At 63.0% G+C, this 18,343-nt stretch carries 15 protein-coding genes and 1 pseudogene; 9 read left to right on the top strand and 7 right to left on the bottom strand.

Features of this window, described 5'->3' with window-relative positions; genetic code table 11:
- Window positions 1–50: 50 nt before the first annotated feature.
- The gene (locus BW991_RS15200) at window positions 51–3,500 is read left to right on the top strand and encodes a pyruvate carboxylase (protein ID WP_076602966.1); all 3,450 of its coding nucleotides are present in this window, start codon (window positions 51–53) and stop codon (window positions 3,498–3,500) included.
- 120 nt (window positions 3,501–3,620) lie between these two features.
- Here the strand turns inward: BW991_RS15200 and maiA are convergent, their stop codons facing one another.
- The 5 genes from maiA to BW991_RS23895 all read right to left on the bottom strand — a co-directional run bounded on the left by maiA (window position 3,621) and on the right by BW991_RS23895 (window position 8,753).
- Window positions 3,621–4,265, bottom strand: coding sequence for a maleylacetoacetate isomerase (gene maiA / locus BW991_RS15195; protein WP_076603128.1), 645 nt, complete (start codon window positions 4,263–4,265; stop codon window positions 3,621–3,623).
- A gap of 173 nt (window positions 4,266–4,438) precedes the next feature.
- Entirely contained in the window at window positions 4,439–6,316 is a 1,878-nt protein-coding gene (locus tag BW991_RS15190; protein WP_076602965.1) for a potassium transporter Kup, read from the bottom strand.
- Between the two features lie 34 nt (window positions 6,317–6,350).
- On the bottom strand, window positions 6,351–7,040 hold the full coding sequence (locus BW991_RS15185; protein ID WP_076602964.1) for a response regulator: 690 nt from the start codon (window positions 7,038–7,040) through the stop codon (window positions 6,351–6,353).
- Window positions 7,037–8,551 carry a DUF4118 domain-containing protein gene (locus tag BW991_RS15180; RefSeq protein WP_244551713.1) on the bottom strand — a complete coding sequence of 505 codons (1,515 nt, stop codon included), beginning with the start codon at window positions 8,549–8,551 and terminating at the stop codon, window positions 7,037–7,039. The genes BW991_RS15185 and BW991_RS15180 overlap by 4 nt, the downstream gene beginning before the upstream one ends.
- Window positions 8,552–8,591: 40 nt before the next feature.
- Entirely contained in the window at window positions 8,592–8,753 is a 162-nt protein-coding gene (locus BW991_RS23895) for a hypothetical protein (RefSeq protein WP_170879115.1), read from the bottom strand.
- A gap of 46 nt (window positions 8,754–8,799) precedes the next feature.
- Here BW991_RS23895 and BW991_RS15175 point away from each other — a divergent pair, with 46 nt between their 5' ends.
- From BW991_RS15175 to BW991_RS15165, 3 genes are read left to right on the top strand one after another with little or no spacing between them, the layout of a single operon-like run.
- Window positions 8,800–9,813: a zinc-dependent alcohol dehydrogenase family protein gene (locus tag BW991_RS15175; RefSeq protein WP_076602962.1), complete on the top strand. Its 1,014-nt coding sequence runs from the start codon at window positions 8,800–8,802 to the stop codon at window positions 9,811–9,813.
- A gap of 17 nt (window positions 9,814–9,830) precedes the next feature.
- Entirely contained in the window at window positions 9,831–10,268 is a 438-nt protein-coding gene (locus BW991_RS15170; protein WP_076602961.1) for a YaiI/YqxD family protein, read from the top strand.
- A 39-nt stretch (window positions 10,269–10,307) separates the two neighbouring features.
- Window positions 10,308–10,583 carry a type II toxin-antitoxin system VapC family toxin gene (locus BW991_RS15165; protein ID WP_212566915.1) on the top strand — a complete coding sequence of 92 codons (276 nt, stop codon included), beginning with the start codon at window positions 10,308–10,310 and terminating at the stop codon, window positions 10,581–10,583.
- Between the two features lie 371 nt (window positions 10,584–10,954).
- Here the strand turns inward: BW991_RS15165 and BW991_RS15160 are convergent, their stop codons facing one another.
- Both BW991_RS15160 and BW991_RS15155 read right to left on the bottom strand, forming a co-directional pair.
- The gene (locus tag BW991_RS15160; protein ID WP_076602960.1) at window positions 10,955–12,379 is read right to left on the bottom strand and encodes a P-loop ATPase, Sll1717 family; all 1,425 of its coding nucleotides are present in this window, start codon (window positions 12,377–12,379) and stop codon (window positions 10,955–10,957) included.
- Between the two features lie 125 nt (window positions 12,380–12,504).
- Window positions 12,505–13,215, bottom strand: a complete 711-nt coding sequence (locus tag BW991_RS15155) for a hypothetical protein (protein WP_076602959.1) — start codon at window positions 13,213–13,215, stop codon at window positions 12,505–12,507.
- Between the two features lie 382 nt (window positions 13,216–13,597).
- Between BW991_RS15155 and BW991_RS15150 the strand changes: the two genes are divergently transcribed.
- From BW991_RS15150 to BW991_RS15125, 5 genes and pseudogenes are all read left to right on the top strand, one after another.
- The gene (locus tag BW991_RS15150) at window positions 13,598–14,338 is read left to right on the top strand and encodes a tyrosine-type recombinase/integrase (protein ID WP_212566910.1); all 741 of its coding nucleotides are present in this window, start codon (window positions 13,598–13,600) and stop codon (window positions 14,336–14,338) included.
- Between the two features lie 105 nt (window positions 14,339–14,443).
- A pseudogene (locus BW991_RS24215) lies at window positions 14,444–15,411 on the top strand (IS91 family transposase); the annotation flags it as partial.
- A 335-nt stretch (window positions 15,412–15,746) separates the two neighbouring features.
- Complete coding sequence (locus tag BW991_RS15135) at window positions 15,747–16,673, top strand: restriction endonuclease (RefSeq protein WP_076602958.1); 927 nt, start codon at window positions 15,747–15,749, stop codon at window positions 16,671–16,673.
- A gap of 425 nt (window positions 16,674–17,098) precedes the next feature.
- Window positions 17,099–17,581 (top strand): hypothetical protein, encoded by a 483-nt coding sequence (locus tag BW991_RS24025; protein ID WP_212566909.1) that lies wholly within the window; start codon window positions 17,099–17,101, stop codon window positions 17,579–17,581.
- A gap of 487 nt (window positions 17,582–18,068) precedes the next feature.
- The coding region (locus BW991_RS15125; protein ID WP_139335947.1) for a transposase at window positions 18,069–18,343 on the top strand (275 nt) is incomplete at its 3' end.

The following is an 18,343-nucleotide window of genomic DNA, read 5'->3' as shown; positions in this document are numbered from 1 at the left end:
TCGTGAGTAATTACAACCAGCAAGACATGCCAGAAGGACAGGGCAGGCACATGAAACCGATCAAGAGCATCCTCGTCGCCAACCGTGGCGAAATCGCCATCCGCGTGTTCCGCGCCGCGAGCGAACTGGGCATCCGCACGGTGGCGATCTACGCCAACGAGGACCGCTTCGCGCTGCACCGCTTCAAGGCCGACGAGTCCTACCTCGTCGGTACCGGCCAGAAGCCGATCGCGGCCTACCTCGACATCGCCGACATCCTCCGCGTGGCGAAGGATGCCGAGGTGGACGCGATCCACCCCGGCTACGGCTTCCTCTCCGAGAACCCCGAGTTCGCCGAAGCCTGCGCCGCCGCCGGCATCGCCTTCATCGGCCCGCAGCCGCAGGTGATGCGCGATCTGGGCAACAAGGTCGCCGCGCGCAAGCTCGCGGTCGCCGCCGGCGTGCCGGTCGTCCCCGCCACCGGCGCGCTGCCGCAGGACCTCGACGAAATCAAGCGCCTCGCGCGCGAAGTCGGCTACCCGCTGATGCTCAAGGCGAGCTGGGGCGGGGGCGGGCGCGGCATGCGCGCGATCGAGAACGAGGACGAGCTGCCCGGCCTCCTCGACGTCGCCCGCCGCGAGGCACTGGCCGCCTTCGGCAACGACGAGGTCTACCTGGAAAAACTGGTGCGCCGCGCGCGTCACGTCGAGGTGCAGGTGCTGGGCGACACCCACGGCAACCTCGTGCATCTGTTCGAGCGCGACTGCTCGGTGCAGCGGCGCAACCAGAAGGTCGTCGAGCGCGCCCCCGCGCCCTACCTGGATGAAACCCGCCGCACGGAGCTGTGCGACGCGGCGCTGAAACTGTGCCGCGCCGCCAACTACACCCACGCCGGCACGGTCGAGTTCCTCATGGACGCCGACACCGGCGCGTTCTACTTCATCGAAGTGAACCCGCGCATCCAGGTCGAGCACACCGTCACCGAGCAAGTCACCGGTGTCGACATCGTCAAGGCGCAGATCCGGGTCACCGAAGGCGCGAGGATCGGCGCCGCGGATGCCTACCTGCCCGCGCAGGCCGACATCCGCCTCAACGGCCACGCGCTGCAGTGCCGCGTCACCACCGAGGACCCGGAGAACGCCTTCACCCCCGACTACGGCCGCATCACCGCCTACCGCAGCGCCGCCGGCTTCGGTCTGCGTCTGGACGGCGGCACCGCCTACTCGGGCGCCGTGATCACCCCCTTCTACGACTCCCTGCTGGTGAAGGTCACCGCCTGGGGCCACAGCCCGGACGAGGCCATCGCGCGCATGGACCGGGGCCTGCGCGAATTCCGCATCCGCGGCGTGTCGTCGAACCTGCAGTTCCTCGAGAACGTCATCGCGCACCCGCTGTTCAGGTCCGGCGAATGCACGACGCGCTTCATCGACACCACGCCCGAACTCTTCCGCTTCCAGAAGCGCCAGGACCGCGCGACGAAACTGTTGAAGTTCCTCGGCGAAGTGAGCGTCAACGGCAACCCCGAGATGGCCGGCCGCGAAGCGCCCAAGGGCCCGCTCGCCAAACCCGTGAAGCCCCACGTGGATCTTGCCGTGCCCCCGCCTGCGGGCACGCGCGAACTGCTGCAGGACCTCGGCCCCGCCGGCTTCGCGCAGTGGATGAAGGCCGAGCAGCGCGTGCTCCTCACCGACACCACGATGCGCGACGCCCACCAGTCGCTCTTCGCCACGCGCATGCGCACGCGCGACATGCTCGAGATCGCGCCGCACTACGCCCGCCTCGTGCCGCAGCTCTTCTCGCTCGAATGCTGGGGCGGGGCGACCTTCGACGTCGCGCTGCGCTTCCTCAAGGAAGACCCGTGGGAGCGCCTCGCGCGCCTGCGCACGGCCGTGCCCAACGTGCTGTTCCAGATGCTGCTCAGAGCGTCGAATGCCGTCGGCTACACCAACTACTCCGACAACGTCGTGCGCTACTTCGTCGAGCAGGCGGCGAAGGAGGGCATCGACGTCTTCCGCGTGTTCGATTCGCTCAACTGGATCGACAACATGCGCGTCGCGATGGACGCCGTGAATGAGGCCGGCGCGCTGTGCGAAGGCACGCTCTGCTACACCGGCGACCTCTTCGACGCGAGCCGCCCGAAGTACAAGCTCCAGTACTACGTCGATCTCGCCAAGCAGCTCGAGAAGGCCGGTGCCCACATCCTCGGCATCAAGGACATGGCCGGCGTGTGCAAGCCGCGCGCCGCCGCCGCACTCGTCAAGGCCCTCAAGGAAGAAGTCGGCCTGCCGATCCACTTCCACACCCACGACACCTCGGGCATCGCCGCCGCGAGCGTGCTCGCCGCGGTCGAAGCGGGCGTCGACGCCGTCGACGGCGCTCTCGACGCGATGAGCGGGCTCACCTCGCAGCCCAATCTCGGCTCCATCGCCGCGGCGCTCGCCGGCTCCGAACGCGACACCGGCCTCGATCTCGACGCGATGCAGTCGCTATCGCACTACTGGGAAGGCGTGCGCCGCGCCTACGCGCCCTTCGAGGCCGACATCCGCTGCGGCACCTCGGACGTGTACAAGCACGAGATGCCCGGCGGGCAATACACCAACCTGCGCGAACAGGCCCGCGCGATGGGGCTCGAGCACCGCTGGCCGGAAGTCTCGCAAGCCTACGCCGACGTGAACCAGCTCTTCGGCGACATCGTCAAGGTCACCCCCACCTCGAAAGTCGTCGGCGACATGGCGCTCTTCATGGTCGCCAACGACCTCACGCCCGAGGAGGTGATGGACCCCGCGAAGGAGATCGCCTTCCCCGAATCCGTGATCTCGCTCTTCCGCGGCGAACTCGGCTTCCCGCCGGACGGCTTCCCCAAGGCGCTCGAACGCAAGGTGCTGAAAGGCGCGGAACCGATCAAAGGCCGTGCCGGCGACTTCCTGCCCGCGGTCGACCTCGATGCGGCGCGTGCCGAAGCCGAGGCCGCCATCGGCCGCCAGGTCTCCGACACCGATCTCGCGTCGTGGCTGATGTACCCCAAGGTCTTCAAGGACTATGCCGCCCACCACGCGCGCTTCGGCGACGTCTCGCTGCTGCCCACGCCGGTGTTCTTCTACGGCCTGAAGGACCGCGAGGAGATCAGCGTCGACATCGAGAAGGGCAAGAGTCTCATCGTGCGCCAGACCGGCAGCAGCGATACGCCCGACGAGGAGGGCCGCGTCAAGGTCTTCTTCGAACTCAACGGCCAGCCGCGCCTGCAACGCATCCCCAAGGCGGGGGCCGCGCCGACGGGGCGCCGCCATCCGAAGATCGACGACGCCAACCCCAACCACGTCGGCGCCCCCATGCCCGGCGCCGTCGTCACCGTTGCCGTGCACGCCGGGCAGAAGATCGCCAAGGGCACGCCGCTGGTGTCGATTGAGGCGATGAAGATGGAAACCGCGCTCACCGCCGAGCGCGACGGCGTTGTGAAGGCGGTGTTCGTGAAGCCCGGCGACAAGGTCGCGGCCAAGGATCTGCTGGTCGAGCTGCAGTAGGCGGCCCGCACAAGGAGTTCTCCCCCTTCTCTCCAGAGGGGTCTTGCAGGTCCGGGTCATGGTGCCCGGACTTTTTTTGTCCGGCCGCGGCGCGCTGTCGCGCGGTCCGGCGCGATCCGGCTACTCCGCGTCGGGCTGCTGCCCGGGCGCCGCGCGCTGAAAGGCATCGAGTGCCGCGCAGCGCTCGACGATGCCCATCACGGTCGGCATGGCCGACAGGTCGCAGTCGAAGCGCTGCGCGTTGAACACCTGCGGCACGAGGCAGCAGTCGGCCAGCGTGGGCGTATCGCCGTGGCAGAAGAGGCCGGTGCGCGGGTCCGCGGCGAGCATGGATTCCACCGCCGACAGGCCGATCGCGATCCAGTGGCGGTACCACGCGTTCTTCTGCGCGTCGTTCACGCCCAGTTCGTGCACCAGGTAGCGCAGCACGCGCAGGTTGTTCACCGGGTGGATGTCGCACGCGATCGCCTGCGCAATCGCGCGGATGCGCGCGCGCTCGGCGGGGCTGCCGGGCAGCAGCGCGGGCTGCGGATGCACCTCGTCGAGGTATTCGATGATCGCGAGCGATTGCTGCAGAACGTTCCCGTCGTCGATCAGCGTCGGCACCAGTCCGGCCGGATTCAGAGCAAGGTAGTCCGTCTGCCGCTGTTCGCCGCCGTTGCGCACGAGATGGACGGGAACCGCCTCGTAGTCGAGTTGCTTGAGGTTCAGCGCAATGCGTACGCGGTAGGCGGCCGAACTGCGGAAATAGGTGTAGAGCTTCATCATTGCGGCACTTCCGTGGATTCGAGGTGCGGCGAGGTGGAGCGGCGCGGTGAAACGGGCGCCGGCCTTGCCGTGCAGTCCGTTTACCGTGACCGACGGCGCGCTTCCGGTCAACGTGCCGTTTCCCGCGCCGACTCCGAATGCGTCCACCCCGGCCACGACCGGGCGTGTCGTTACAGCAGCACCTGCGTCCCCAGTTCGACGACCTGGTTGGGCGGGAGGCGGAAATAGGTCGCAGCCCCCTCGGCCTGCCGCGTCATCCACGAAAACAGTGCGCAGCGCCAGTGCGGCAGCGCGCCCGGCCCGTCGACGATCACGGAGCGCGCGACGAAATAGGTCGTCAGCATCGGCTCGAGGATCAGGCCCAGCCTGTCCGCCCCGCTGAGCGCTTTGGGCAGGTCCGGCTCTTCGCGGAACCCGAAATGAACGTCCACCTGGTAGATATCGGGCCCGAGCCGGTGCAGCCGCAGGCGTTCGTTTTCGGCAACGTAGGGCACTTCCTCGTTGATGACATGCAGGAATACGGTCTGTTCGTGCATGACTTTGTAATGTTTCAGATTGTGGAACAGCGCGCTCGGGACGACGCTGGTGTCCGAAGTGAGGTAAACGGCGGTGCCGGCAACCCGGGGCACGTCCGGATGAGGGCCGAGCACGAAGCCGTCCATCGGTACGTCGATCTTCCGCCGCTGTTCGGCAACCAGCGCACTCCCATCCTTCCAACTGGTAAGGGCGATGAAGATGAGCGCGCCGAGCACCATCGGAAACCACCCTCCGGCCGCAATCTTCGTGAGATTCGAGCCGAGGAAGGCAAATTCCAGCAAGGCGAAGAGCCCCAGGCCGGCAATGATCGGCAGCCGGAAGCGGCCGGGAACGGCGATGGTGACGAAGATGGTGAGCACCGTGGTGATGATCATCGTGCCCGACACCGCGATGCCGTACGCCGCGGCGAGCGCGTTGGACGAGCGGAACTCCAGCACCAGCAATACCACCGCCACCAGCATCAGCCAATTGACGCTAGGAACGTAAATCTGGCCGCGCTCGCTGTCCGACGTGTGCAGGATGCGCACGCGCGGCAGGTAACCGAGCCGCGAGGCCTGCAGCGTCATCGAATACGCGCCCGAGATCGTCGCCTGCGAGGCGATCACCGTTGCCGCGGTCGCAAGGCCGACGAGCGGGAAGACGAACCAGTCCGGTGCCAGCAGGTAGAACGGATTCTCGACCGCAGTCGGGTCGCGCAGGACCAGCGCGCCCTGACCGAAGTAGTTGATCAGCAGGGCGGGGCAGACCAGGCCGTACCAGGCGACGCGAACCGCCTTTGCGCCGAAGTGGCCCATGTCGGCATACAGGGCCTCGCCGCCGGTCAGTGCGAGGAATACCGCCGACAACAGCAGGAACGCAGCGTGCGGGTGTTCCAGCGCGAAGCGCAAGGCGTGGACCGGATTGATCGCGGCCAGCACCTGCGGTGTCTGGACGATCGAGTGCAGGCCCAGCACCGCGAGCGTTGCGAACCAGACCAGGGTCACGGGGCCGAACAGGGTGCCCACGCGGCTCGTGCCGTGCTTCTGGATCAGGAACAGGCTGACCAGGATGCCGATCGTGATCGGCACGACCAGCCGCTCGAAGTCCGGCGCCGCCACCGCGAGGCCTTCCACGGCCGACAGGACGGAAATCGCCGGCGTGATGATCGCGTCGCCATAGAACAGTGCCGCGGCGAAGATCCCGGCGCCGATGACCAGCGCCGCGAGCCGCCGCGTGCCGGACGCGCGGCGATGGGCGAGGGCGGTCAGCGCGAGTACGCCGCCTTCGCCGTCGTTGTCGTGCTTCAGGACGATCCACACGTACTTGAGCGAGATGATCAACATCATTGCCCAGAAGAACGCCGACAGCGTCGCGAGCACGGTTGTCTCGTTTACCGCCAGTGCGTGCGAGCCGTGGAACGCCTCCTTGAACGCATACAGCGGGCTGGTGCCGATGTCGCCGTACACGATGCCGAGCGCCGCCAGAGCGAGGGCGCCCAGGCTGCTGCGCGAATGATCCTGGTTTGCGGACATGATGAATTCCCGTGGAGGGCGAAGGAAAGGCCGGTCAGACCTGGAAGCGGTAACCGACACCGATTTCGGTGCGCAGATGCACCGGCTGAGTGGGGTCCGCCTCCAGCTTCTGCCGCAGGTGGCCCACGTAGATGCGCAGGTAATGGGTGCTGTCGACGTAGGCCGGCCCCCACACCTCGCGCAGTAGCTGGCGATGCGTCATGACCTTGCCGGCGTTGGCGAGCAGCGCGACCAGCAGGCGATATTCGCGTGCCGTCAGATGCACCGGCGCCCCCCCGCGCAACACGGTGCGGTGCGCCAGATCGACTTTCACATCGCCGAAGTGCACCTCCGCCGCCGCGTCCGTGCCGCCCTCGGCGCGGCGCAGCAGGGCACGGACGCGCGCGAGCAGTTCGCCCACCGAGAAGGGCTTCGTAAGATAGTCGTCCGCACCCGCATCGAGCGCCGTGATCTTTTCGCTCTCGTCGGAACGCGCCGAAAGGATCAGCACCGGCATCCGCGACCAGTCGCGTACCGCACGCACGAAGTCGACGCCGTCGCCGTCGGGCAGGCCCAGGTCGAGGATGGCGAGGTCGGGCTTCCCCGATGCCGCCTCGCCCACCGCCTGCTGCACGGTCGACGCCTCGATCACCTGATACGCCGCTTTCTCCAGCGTCTGGCGGACGAAGTGGCGGATCTGCAGTTCATCCTCGATCAGAAGGATGCGGGCCTGGTGCGCGTTCATGATCCGGCTCCCGTCGGGTCCGCAGGTTCGGGTTCGATGTCCGGCGGTTCGCCGCCACAGGGCAGCACGATGCGGACGCAGGCACCGCCCCCGGGCCGGTTCGAGGCACTGATCTGCCCGCCATGGGCATCGATGACGGCCCGGCAGATCGCCAGCCCCAGGCCGACTCCAGGGGTCGGCAACTGCGGTGCCCCGCGCTCGAACAGGTCGAAGATGCGCGCCAAGCTGCCAGCCGGAAACCCTTCGCCGCGGTCACACACCTCGATCACGAGGCCTCCCGCGTCGTCTGTCGCCACGTCGATGGTCACGGGCGCGCCGGCCGGCGAATACTTCGCGGCATTCTCCAGCAGGTTGCAGAACACGCGCTCCATCAGCACCGCGTCCATCGCAACGAGGGGCAGGTCAGGCTGCAGCGATACCTTCACCGGGTGCTCGTGCAAGGCCTCGCCCAGCAGCTGGATGCTCGCGCCGATCACTTCGTCGATCGCCTGCCACTCCTTCCGCAGGCGTACCCGCCCCGCCTGCAGGCGGGCCATGTCGAGCAGTTTCTCGACCATCTCGTGCAGCCGTCCGGCCTGGTCCCGGATCGCGCGCGCGGCGTCGCGCTGCTCTCCGCTCAAGGGCGTGTCGGCCAGCGCCAGCGTATCGGCCAAGCCGAACAGCACCGTCAGGGGCGTGCGGATGTCGTGCGAGATCGACGAAAGGATCGAACTGCGAAGCCGCTCCGCCTCCGTTTCCATGCGGCTTGCCTGAGCAAGTTCGACGAGGTGTAGCCGTTCCAGGGCGATCGCCGTCACGGAGGCCACGGCTTCGAACATCGGCCGCAGCAGGTCGAGCCCGTCGCGACCGCAGTCCCGCACCAGCAATACACCGTGGCGGCGGGTCGCGCCGTTCAGCGGAAAGAGCAGGGTCGGCCCGTTCCGGCCGCTGGTACTGCAGGACGGGTCGCTCGCCTGGCTCCGATACACTGCATCGAGCACCAGCGACTCGTCGAGCCCGAGCGCGGACGTGCCGGGGGGAAACTCGTGCAATCGCTCGTCGGCATCGGGGAGGAAGAAGACGGGCTCCCCGTCGGCCTGCTCGCGCACGAATGTGGCCACGCGCTGCACGGCCTGTTCGGGCGATATCGCGCCGGCCAGACTACGCGCGAGGGCGTAAAGCGCCACGGAGTGGGCCTCGCGGTCGCTCGCCTCGCGTGCGCTTGCCTGCAGGCTGGTCGTCAGATGGCTGATGAACAGCGACACGGCCAGCATCACCGCAAAGGTGACGACGTACTGCACGTCGCTGACCATGAACGAGAGATGCGGCGGAACGAAGAAGAAGTCGAACAGCGCGACGCTGACGAAGCTCGCCAGGACCGCTTCGGATCGCCCGAGGCGTGCGGCGATGAACACCACCGTGAGCAGCAGGAGCATCGCGATGTTGGTGAGATCCAGTACGTCGCGCAGCGGCAGGCAGACCGCGACCGCGAGTCCGCAGGCGGCCAGTGCGAGCACATGGCTGGAGATCATGGGGGGATGCCTGGTGGTGTCGTTTCGCATGTTCGGCTCGTCAATCCTCGTCCGCGGCATGGAACGGCTGGTGCAGCGGGTCGGGGCCGGAATTCGTCGTTGCGTCAATTCTGACGGGGCGCAGATAAAAACGGGGTAAACGGGCAAAGCCGTCGCGAGCGTCTCCATCGCTTCCGGAGCCCGCGTGCTGCATCTCGATCAATTAATATTGCCTGACTGCCACAACAGCGTGCTGCGAGGGGATTCCGATGAGAGTGTTTCAGGTCGACACGGCATGGACGGACGAAAACCTGCGGATCGGCGAGCGCCCTGAACCGACCGCCGGCCCGGGTGAAGTCCGGCTGAAGATGCTCGCCTCGGCGCTCAACTACCGCGACCTGCTGGTGCCCCGCCGCGGCTATGGGTCGCGCATGCAGGCGCTGCCCCTGATCATGCTCAGCGACGGCGTCGGGCACATCGACCAGGTCGGCAGCGGCGTCGACGCCTACCGCATCGGCGATCGCGTCTGCCCCCTGTTCTTCTCCACGTGGCCCGGCGGCGAGCCGAGCGCCGAACACCTCGCCTACAGCCTCGGCTGCGAAAGCGACGGCACCATGACGGAATACATGGTCGTCCCGGCCTCGACGGTCGTACCCGTGCCGGCCCACCTCGACGACACCGAGGCCGCCACCCTGCCCACCGCCGCCGTCACCGCTTGGCGCGCGCTCGTCACCGAAGGGCGGGTCACGGCCGGCGACACCGTCCTCGTGCAGGGCACCGGGGGCGTATCGCTGTTCGCCCTGCAGTTCGCCAAGCTGCTCGGCGCCCGGGTCATCTGCACCTCGTCCAGCGACGAGAAGCTCGAACGCGCCCGCGAACTCGGTGCGGACGTCACCATCAACTATCGCTCGACCCCCGAATGGGGCCGCGTCGCGCGCGACGCCGCGGGCAGCGGCGGCGTCGACCACGTGATCGAAGTCGGCGGGCAGGGCACGCTGACGCAGTCGCTGCGCGCAGTGCGGCCGGGCGGTGCGATCAGCATGATCGGCGTGCTGGGCGGTTCCGTCATGGACGCTCCGCTGGGGCTGGTCGTCACGCGCCACGTCCGCCTGCAGGGCATTACCGTCGGCAGCCGCGAGGATTTCCTCGCGATGTCGCGCGCCGTCGCGCACAGCGGCATGCGGCCCGTCGTCGACCGGGCCTTCGCTTTCGAGCAACTGCGCGAAGCCATGCAGTATCTCGCCAGCGGCCGGCATTTCGGCAAGATCTGCATCCGGCACTGAGCGGCAGGACACATTCCATGCACATCTGGGTCGATGCCGACGCCTGCCCCGGCGTCATCAAGGAAATCCTCTTCCGCGCCGCCGAGCGCACCCGGCGTCCGCTCACCCTGGTCGCCAACCAGTACCTGCGCATTCCCGCCTCCCCGCTGATCCGCATGATCCAGGTGCCGGGGGGCCTCGACGAGGCCGACAAATACATTGCCGCGCACGTGCAGGCCGGGGACGTGGTCATCACCGCAGACATCCCCCTCGCCGCCGCAATCGTCGAAAAAGACGCCCACGCGCTGTCGCCGCGGGGCGAACTCTACGGCAAGGAAAACATCCGCGAGCTGCTCGACCTGCGCAACTTCATGGACACCCTGCGCAGCACTGGCGTCGATACCGGCGGGCCGGCGGCATTCAATGCCGGCGACAGGCAGGCGTTCGCGAACCGGCTGGATCGGTTGCTGAAGTAGGGGGCTGGTCCATCGTGCTGCTTCCTGCATTGCGGCACAGTGGCTCCGACTGAGTGGGAACTCACGATCAAGGCCGGCTTGGGCAAGGTCCGCATCGACTTGTCCGCTTTCGCCGAACAGGTCGAATCAATGGGCTTTACCTGGCTGCCGATCGAGAACGCCCACATCCTCAAGCTCCCCGCCTTGCCGACCTTCGACGACCATCGTGCCCCCTTCGATCGCTTGCTGGTTGCCCAGTCGATGAGCGAGCCACTCATTCTCCTCACGGCGGACGGCAAGCTCGCTCGTTACGGCAGCACTGTACGAATCATCTGATTCGCATGTTGGCGGATGGCGGCGGTCGGCCAAGAAGAGGCATCGCGGCTGAAAAATTTTCGCCCAACGCGAACGACGGGTAACCGATCCTGGACCGGTCGGATGTCTGTCTTCGGACTCAGTCAAGTCATCGGCCTGACCGGCCGTTGGGTCGCCGCGCCCAATCAGGCGGCCATGCGTCGGTTACGTGCCGTTCCGCCTTTTCGTGGCTACGAACGACAGCTTTCCTCTGCGGCGAACGCGACCTTGCGACCCGTAGCCGCCCTTGGCTTTATAGGAGAGCGGACGCTCAACGTCGAAGCTCAACCGACGGTCAAAAGCGCTGCTTTTGACTGGTCGGTTGGAGCGCAGAGTTATACCTACTCACAGTGCTAAAGAATCTGAAGGGCTTTCAAGAGGCCGCGGTGGACAACAAAATTCTCCTTGAAGTTCGGTTCTGCATCCCTAATGATATAGCGGAACACGGTCTGATTGACCTGGCGCGGCTGATTGCCAATAACGCTAAAAATAAAGAGTATTCGCAAAATAAATGCCGCATCCGTCTCCCTGATTGAGCCCTCTTTGTTTTTGCGTTCGAATACCTCCCTAAACTCCCGTTCAGAAAAGGTCTGCTTTCTAATTTGTGAAATTACGTCGAATACTGAGGAGATATCTGGGATTACACCATGAATCTCGTCAATCAGTTCACGCTTGAGATAACTTGAGAATGCTTTGTCGACCTTCTTTACAGTATCGGCGGCAATCCTGTCCGTACCATTCTCCGTGGCCTCGGCGCAGGCCTGTATGTACTTGGTGAAATCTCGTGGCCGTAAGTGCGTACTGCGCGCCATGAAGTCAAACGCCGACATACGACTAGACTGACGGTGTCCCGTCTCAACAGGACGTAGGTCAAAGAGGTGTTTCCAAGCTGAATCGAAGGGTAACAGAGCACCGCTTGCGTTCATTGCTCGCGAAATCCGGAACGCCAACAAATCCCGGATCTTGTTCTTATCCCATTCAAGATCAATCTTAAAGTCATCCCACTTTGTCTTGTCAGCATCCGTAAGGACGCTATAGATGTCGTCGCGAAGGAAAATAATAGGAAAAATTCGATAACGCTTATCCTTGAACGTACTCTTGATGTCTTGAACAGCCTTAAAAAGTCCGGTCAATAAGTGCGTGTAGTTTTCGTACTGGCTCTTGTCGATAATGTTTTTATAGTCTTCGTCAAGTTCGTCAAAGACCACGTAGTAAGCGGAGTCGTCGATGTATTTTGCAATGATATTTTCGAGCGTATCGACGCGGTTCACCCATGAATCAGCAACTGCGTTTTCTTTGAACCCAATTTTACCGCCCGTCCCCAGAATATGAAGCGAAAAATCATTAGCGGTCCATTTCTTGATCCAACGCTGGAGGCTTTCTACCGGCTCTGGCGCGTATAGTGCCTTAAGAGGAATTTGAGCTTCATTTGAGATGGCCTCGTTGCGCGCCATCATCTTGCAAATGTAGCTGTAAATGATGTATTTCCACAGGGTTATGTATTGATTTGGCGCAGTGTATCCTGCGTTTTTCAGACTATAGAGTTCATTGAAGGGAAAGTTCTTGAACGACAGTTTTTCGGTAAAAACATTTGGGTCATTGAAGCCACCGATGAACTGCGAGATAGCTGTCTTGCCTGTGCCCTTTCGGCCAATGACATAGGAACGCTTGCCAGCAATGATTCGCTCAAGCTCTCTAACGTGGAAGAAGTAGCGTTCGGTGTCTTCGGTCTTGGCGTCCAGCTTCCAATTTTCTCTGATTTCTTCGAGCAGCGTCACCGATCGACTCCTTTTGTGCCGTGTTGGTAGTTGATTTAGATACAACTTTTGAATTCGACCGGACCTCGCGCGCATTTTCGCGCGAGGTCCGGTCGAATTATGGGTTGGACGTCTCCGCGCGGCGCTTAGTGGTGCTTGTCGCTGACGGTTGCATAGAACTCGCGAACTGTACACGTAATGGCATGAACATCCTCCAGCGGTGTGAGCAGTCGGTAGACCTTGTTCGCGTAGTAAACAATCAGTGGAGCGTAGGAGCTGCCTCGTACTTGCGAGAACTGTGCGAGTACGTCCTGCATCTCCGCAACAAGGTGCGTCATCTCGCGGACTACTGCTTCAACGACCGTTCCTTTCTCCTGCGATAACCTGACGAACTGGTGATATGCAGCGGAGTGACCGCCAGACGCGCGAAGTCGCTCGCCTTCAGCGACAAGAAGCGACACTGTCAATGATGGTTCCGAACCTTCTGGTGAAACGACCGTTCGAGTGACTTGGTCGAGGCGTGCGTCAATCTCCTTGATGACGTGCAATAGTTCTTGCGCAAGCCTGTCACTAGCCAGCTCATCGAGTTGCTTTCTCGCGAGACTGGTCTGTTCGGATAAGTGCTCGGATGCGCGACGAAGCTCTTCTCGCTGAATGGAGATTGACCAGATAAGTGCAAGAAATGCGAGCATCGCGAAGAGTGGATTCAACAGGCCGGCAAAGTAGTCGCCAAACTGTCCCCAGGTTCCCTGCTCCGATGCCGGGACGACCCCGAACTGAAGGATATAGGCAGTGACAACGCCGACAATGAGAATCAATGCAATTGCCAGTGCGACGCGGATAATGCGTGAGTTCATTGAGACTCCCAACTTTGTAGCCTGGCGACAGCTTTGCCGCGTAAGATCGGAGTGCCGGATAACATGTTCTGCAAGTTGCTGTTTAGAAACTTAAACTAAGCACAATGGAAAATAAATCGGCATGAAAAGCAGCAATCGACGGCATACCGGGGTAATCCGATCCATGCAGCACGTAGGCGGAGAGCATACCGCTTCGCCCGGATGGCCGCTATCTGGATTGGGTTGCGGCTGGCCGCTTCTGGCCGAGAGGCCCCTCCGGCTGTGCGCCGTAAGCAGCCGCTCGCCCCGAATGCTCCAGGAGAGCGGCCGTGCTACCGTCAGATCTCGATCTGCTCTGAGATCTCCAAGGCATCATCGACCTCGATACCGAGGTAACGTCCGTTTGGCGGCCATTCGAGCATTCTTCCGCTTCCTCCAGCATCGCGAACCGGCGGCGCTCGAACAGATCCGCCGCGTCCTTGCGATACCGTTCAAGCGGACCGATACACGGCTGGTCGTGCATTTCGATAGAGACGAGGTTCAGGCCTTGCTCGATGCACCTGACCCGACTACCCGGGACGGAATCCGGGATCGGGCAATGCTGCATCTGGCGGTGTGTGCTGGCCTGCGAGTGTCGGAGTCGACGGGCCTGCGCATTGCCGATGTTGGCGCCCAGGCGGCCAGCTTTCGTGTGCTTGGCAAAGGCCGTCGAGAGCGAGCATTGCCCTTATGGAAGCCAGCCGCAGCCGCACTACGGGCATGGTTGGCGGTGCGAGGTGCCCTCTCAACGCCGGAGGTGTTCGTCAACGCCCGCGGCGATCCCTTGAGTCGATGGGGCGTGGCATACATTCTTCGACGCCATGTCCTCACCGCGAGTCAGCGATGTGCGTCCCTGGCCAGCAAGCAGGCCTCTCCACATGTGTTGCGGCACACCTGCGCAATGATGGTTCTGCAGGCCACGCAGGACATCCGCAAGGTTTCGCTCTGGCTTGGACATGCCAACCTGGCCACGACCGAGGTCTACGTTCGCGCCGACCCCGGCCAGAAGTTGGAGGCTATCGAGACGATGGTGCCGCCCAACCTTCGCAAGGGCAAATTCCGGCCACCAGATCGGCTGATCGCATTGCTGAAGACCAAGATGTAATGGGAAGCTCCACGGGCGCAAGGCCCAGCTTTCGCGACGCTTCAGCGACCGTGGTCCCCACAACGGAGCAGTCACCATAAGGCAGGTAATGGAGCGCAACCCATTACCTGCCGCAACCGTCATTGTCCGTAATGCCAGACGCGGGCGAAGGAAGCGTGGCTCGCCGCCCGGCGCCGGGAAGTGCTGCCGATCCCGTACTTCCACCTCGTCTTTACGCTGCCGCACGCCCTCAACGGACTGATCGCCGCCCGCCCGAGAGCCGTCTAAGAGTTGCTCTTTGCCAGCGTCGCCACGACGCTCACCGAATTCGCTGCCAGCCCCCGGCATCTCGGGGGCACGCCGGCATTCTCGCTCGTGCTGCATACCTGGGCACAGGATCTGCGCCGCCACGTTCACGTTCATGCGCTCGTCGCCGGCGGCGCGCTGAGTTCAAGCGGCGAATGGCTCCGACCGAAGAAGGGATTCCTGTTTCCGGTGCGCGCGCTCTCGCCCGTCTTCCGGGGCAAGTTCGTCGCCGGCCCGATCAGTTGGCCCGCAGCGAGCGCTGGCCGGGAGGCGCCGACTGGACGCGCCTCAAGCCACGGCTCTACGACCACGACTGGGTCGTCTACGCCAAACAACCGCTCGGCGGGCCCGAAGCGGTCCTTGAGTATCTGGGACGCTACACGCATCGGGTCGCGATCTCGAACGAGCGCATCGTCGGTATCGACGGCGACCAGATCGCCTTCCGCGTGCGTGCCGACGCAGGTAGCGGCAGGAAGCGCACGCTGCGCCTGCCGGGCGTCGAGTTCATCGGCCGCTTCCTGCTGCATGTGCTGCCTGCCGGCTTCAAGCGCATCCGCCACTACGGGCTGCTCTCGCCGGCGCGCAAGCGGTCCGGCCTGGCCGCCGCGCGGGCCGCGCTCGACATGGCGGCCCCATCTGAGGCCACCCTCGAATCGGTCGCCGATTTCCTCCACCGCGTGGCGCGGATCGAGCATCTGCGCTGCCCCTGTTACGGCAGCGGACAGATGCGCGTGGTGGCCGTCATCGCCCCGGAGCCGCGGGCGCTTCACCCGCGAGGACCGCCATGATCGCGACGGCCATCGACGATTCCACTTCCGAGCGCAGCGCCGTGCGCTCGCGGCGGCACTCGCCCCGAATTCGGCGCGGCACTCCCGTCCGGCCTCACCGTTACCATGACCGACCGAGGCTTGCTGCTCCCGACTCCCTCCTTGCCCGATTCGAATGCCCGAAAGATCGCTCGCCTCATGCCAAAGGATTGACGCCGCAGGATCGCCGCTTACAATCCCCATAGCATCCGCCGTCGCGGCGGTTCAGTCCAACGAGGTTTATCCGCCGCCATGCCGCCTCGCCTTCCTCCAACTCTTCCGCTGCGGCGGATAAACGCTATTCGTTAGGCCGCAAGATGCACTCAGACGGGAAACAACTCGAGGCGCTGGTCTCATTCGTTGAAAAGACCTTGGTGCCACCAGGCTTCGAGGTGAAAGCGAATAGTCGTGTGTTCAACGACGAGGGGGTGCAGATTGCTGAATTTGACATTGAGATCCGCGGGAAAGTGGGTTCGACGTCTATCTCGTGGTTGATTGAGTGTAGGGACCGGCCAGGCCAGGGTACTGCCCCCGGCTCGTGGATTGAGCAACTAGTCGGCAGGCGTGATCGGTTCGGTTTCAATAAGGTCACCGCAGTCTCCACGACGGGGTTTGCGGCGGGGGCGGCCGACTACGCTAGAAAGGCGGGTATCGAGCTTCGTGAGGTGCAGAACCTTGATCCGGCCAGCTTTGAGGGATGGCTTCAAATTTCTGAGATGTCTCAGATCAAGAAGGTTCATGACCTGAAGCACGCGAACATCTTCATTGGGCTGGCCGAGACGGAGGAAGTGAGGGTCGCTGCCCAGCGTGTAATTGAGCGCGCAACTGGCAATGATGCATTGTTGGTGTCCGCCCTGACAAAGGAGCACGCGACCGTGACCCAAGCGTTCATGGGAGCTGTGCAGACTGAACCTTCCGCATTTGACGGAGTGTCAGTTGACCGACCGAAGAAGGTTTGCGTTATCGGCCAGTACTCGGGGGACGATCATTTCTACATCGAAACCGATGTGGGAAACGCCCGCGTAGACAGGATCGAGTTCTTCGGCGAACTCAGAATTGAAGAGGCTAAGGTGCCTGTCGTTCGAACGGTAGAGTACCGGCACGTTGAGACTGGCGAGGTCATTTCCCAACTCGCCGCATTCGCACCCCACTCCATCCTCGGTATGAACTTCGCGGTGGAGTTGCACCGCATGGGCGAGGACGGGGAGACGCACGTGATCATGAGGAGACTGCCGGATGACTGAGTCCAATGCGCAGAGCAGTCGACGGGAGTTGCGGCCTAACAAGTCGTTCGACACGGACGCGCCATGACGATTGCCGCAATTCGCGTGGCACAAAATAACTCTCAGTTGTCCACTCGTTTCATGAACGCTCAGCTTCTGCATCATCTGGTGGCCGGAAGTGATACTGCACTTCGCCACTGGGAAGGAGAGGGACGCCTTACTCCAACTGCTGATGGCTACGTCTTGACACCCGTTGGTCTTGCTGAGTGTCAGAATACGCTCCTAGGCTTGGCTGGCAGCTACAGCACGACCGAAGCAAAGGTTCAAGAGTGGGTCACGCGTATGATCAACGGAGACAGAGTCGCACGCAACCCTCGCACATTTGCTCGAACCGCTTGGCCACAATGACGTGCGGCATACGTTGGGCGATGGGGATGAGGGGAAAAATGGCATTGATCGATTGTCCAGAATGCAAACGACAGATATCCGATATGGCATCAAGTTGTATTCACTGCGGCTATCCGATCGATAGCGTCACCACAATAAGCGGCCCTAAGGAGACGCCGAAATCGCTCGGTCTCTTGGCTGGAAATCCGAACTTCGACTCAGATGCGATTGACGACGTTCGCCATCAGACGTCGCAGCCCCCTCCTAAACCTGAAATCATTATCAATTACTTTGGGGTATTTTCTCTTGGGTTGGGGGCTGCTTCAATAGTAGTTCCATATTTTGCTGCAGTCTTCTTCGTCCCCGTTGCACTGATATGCGGCTTTGTCTCCATTTGGCAAAAGAAGAAATTACTCGGCGTAATTGGGATAGTGCTTTCTATCGTGGGGATTGTCCGCATCGTCGATATCTCAAATGAGCTCCACGAGGCGCAACGGAATGTGGAAAAGTCCATTCAACAGCTTAAACAAATTCGTCCGTAGCCTCTGTGCGCCCAACATGGCGCTCAACCCCGCTCTCTTCGGTCGCTGGACAGCCAAAAGCTACGCTTTTGGCTGCCGGTTAGCTCCACGTTGAACGACTGCTCTTCTCGAGCGTCAATGACCGCAATGGGTCGCAAGGTCGCGTTCGCCGCAGAGGAAAGCTGTCGTTCGTAGCTACGAAAAGGCGGAACGGCAGGTAACCGGCGCATGGCCGCCTGATTGGGCGCGGCGACCCAACGGCCGGTCAGGCCGAGGACGAGGCGGTCAGCCTGAAGAAACGACTGGCAGCTTGAAGATCAGAAAGCCGACTTCGACCTTGCAAATATCATCAGGCAGGTCAGGGTTGCGAAAACGGTCACCGCCTCCGAAATGATTTACGTGGCATCACGAAGTCTTCCTTTCCCTATCAGGGTGATGCAAAACCCAGTGAACGAACTGACGAGTTGATTGTCATAGAGGCATTCCCGAAACTCCCGTCCTGACAGCGATGCGCGGCCAACTCGATCCCCAGTCCTCGATGTTCCATTACTTCTCGCCCGAGTCGCGCGTGCCCGCGGATCATCCGCTGCGGCGGGTGAAGAAGCTCGCCGATCGGGCGCTCGCAGCCATTTCGGCGGATCTGAATGCGCTGTATTCGAGTGTCGGACGGCCGTCGATCCCGCCCGAGCGCCTGCTCAAGGGGCAATTGCTGATCGCGCTGTACTCCATTCGCTCGGATCGGCAGTTTTGCGAGCAGCTCGACTACAACATTCTCTTTCGCTG

The sequence above is a fragment of the Aromatoleum tolulyticum genome (assembly GCF_900156155.1).
Lineage (GTDB): Bacteria > Pseudomonadota > Gammaproteobacteria > Burkholderiales > Rhodocyclaceae > Aromatoleum > Aromatoleum tolulyticum.
This window is presented reverse-complemented; position numbering and strand designations above follow the sequence as displayed.

Bases quoted from the DNA above. Each gene is read 5' to 3' on its own strand.
- maiA (WP_076603128.1), bottom strand. From the start codon at position 4,265: ATGAAGCTCTACACCTATTTCCGCAGTTCGGCCGCCTACCGCGTACGC.
- BW991_RS15180 (WP_244551713.1), bottom strand. From the start codon at position 8,551: ATGATCTCCAGCCATGTGCTCGCACTGGCCGCCTGCGGACTCGCGGTC.
- BW991_RS15170 (WP_076602961.1), top strand. From the start codon at position 9,831: ATGCACATCTGGGTCGATGCCGACGCCTGCCCCGGCGTCATCAAGGAA.
- BW991_RS15190 (WP_076602965.1), bottom strand. From the start codon at position 6,316: ATGTCCGCAAACCAGGATCATTCGCGCAGCAGCCTGGGCGCCCTCGCT.
- BW991_RS15175 (WP_076602962.1), top strand. From the start codon at position 8,800: ATGAGAGTGTTTCAGGTCGACACGGCATGGACGGACGAAAACCTGCGG.
- BW991_RS24025 (WP_212566909.1), top strand. From the start codon at position 17,099: ATGGCATTGATCGATTGTCCAGAATGCAAACGACAGATATCCGATATG.
- BW991_RS15155 (WP_076602959.1), bottom strand. From the start codon at position 13,215: ATGAACTCACGCATTATCCGCGTCGCACTGGCAATTGCATTGATTCTC.
- BW991_RS15185 (WP_076602964.1), bottom strand. From the start codon at position 7,040: ATGAACGCGCACCAGGCCCGCATCCTTCTGATCGAGGATGAACTGCAG.
- BW991_RS15135 (WP_076602958.1), top strand. From the start codon at position 15,747: ATGCACTCAGACGGGAAACAACTCGAGGCGCTGGTCTCATTCGTTGAA.
- BW991_RS15200 (WP_076602966.1), top strand. From the start codon at position 51: ATGAAACCGATCAAGAGCATCCTCGTCGCCAACCGTGGCGAAATCGCC.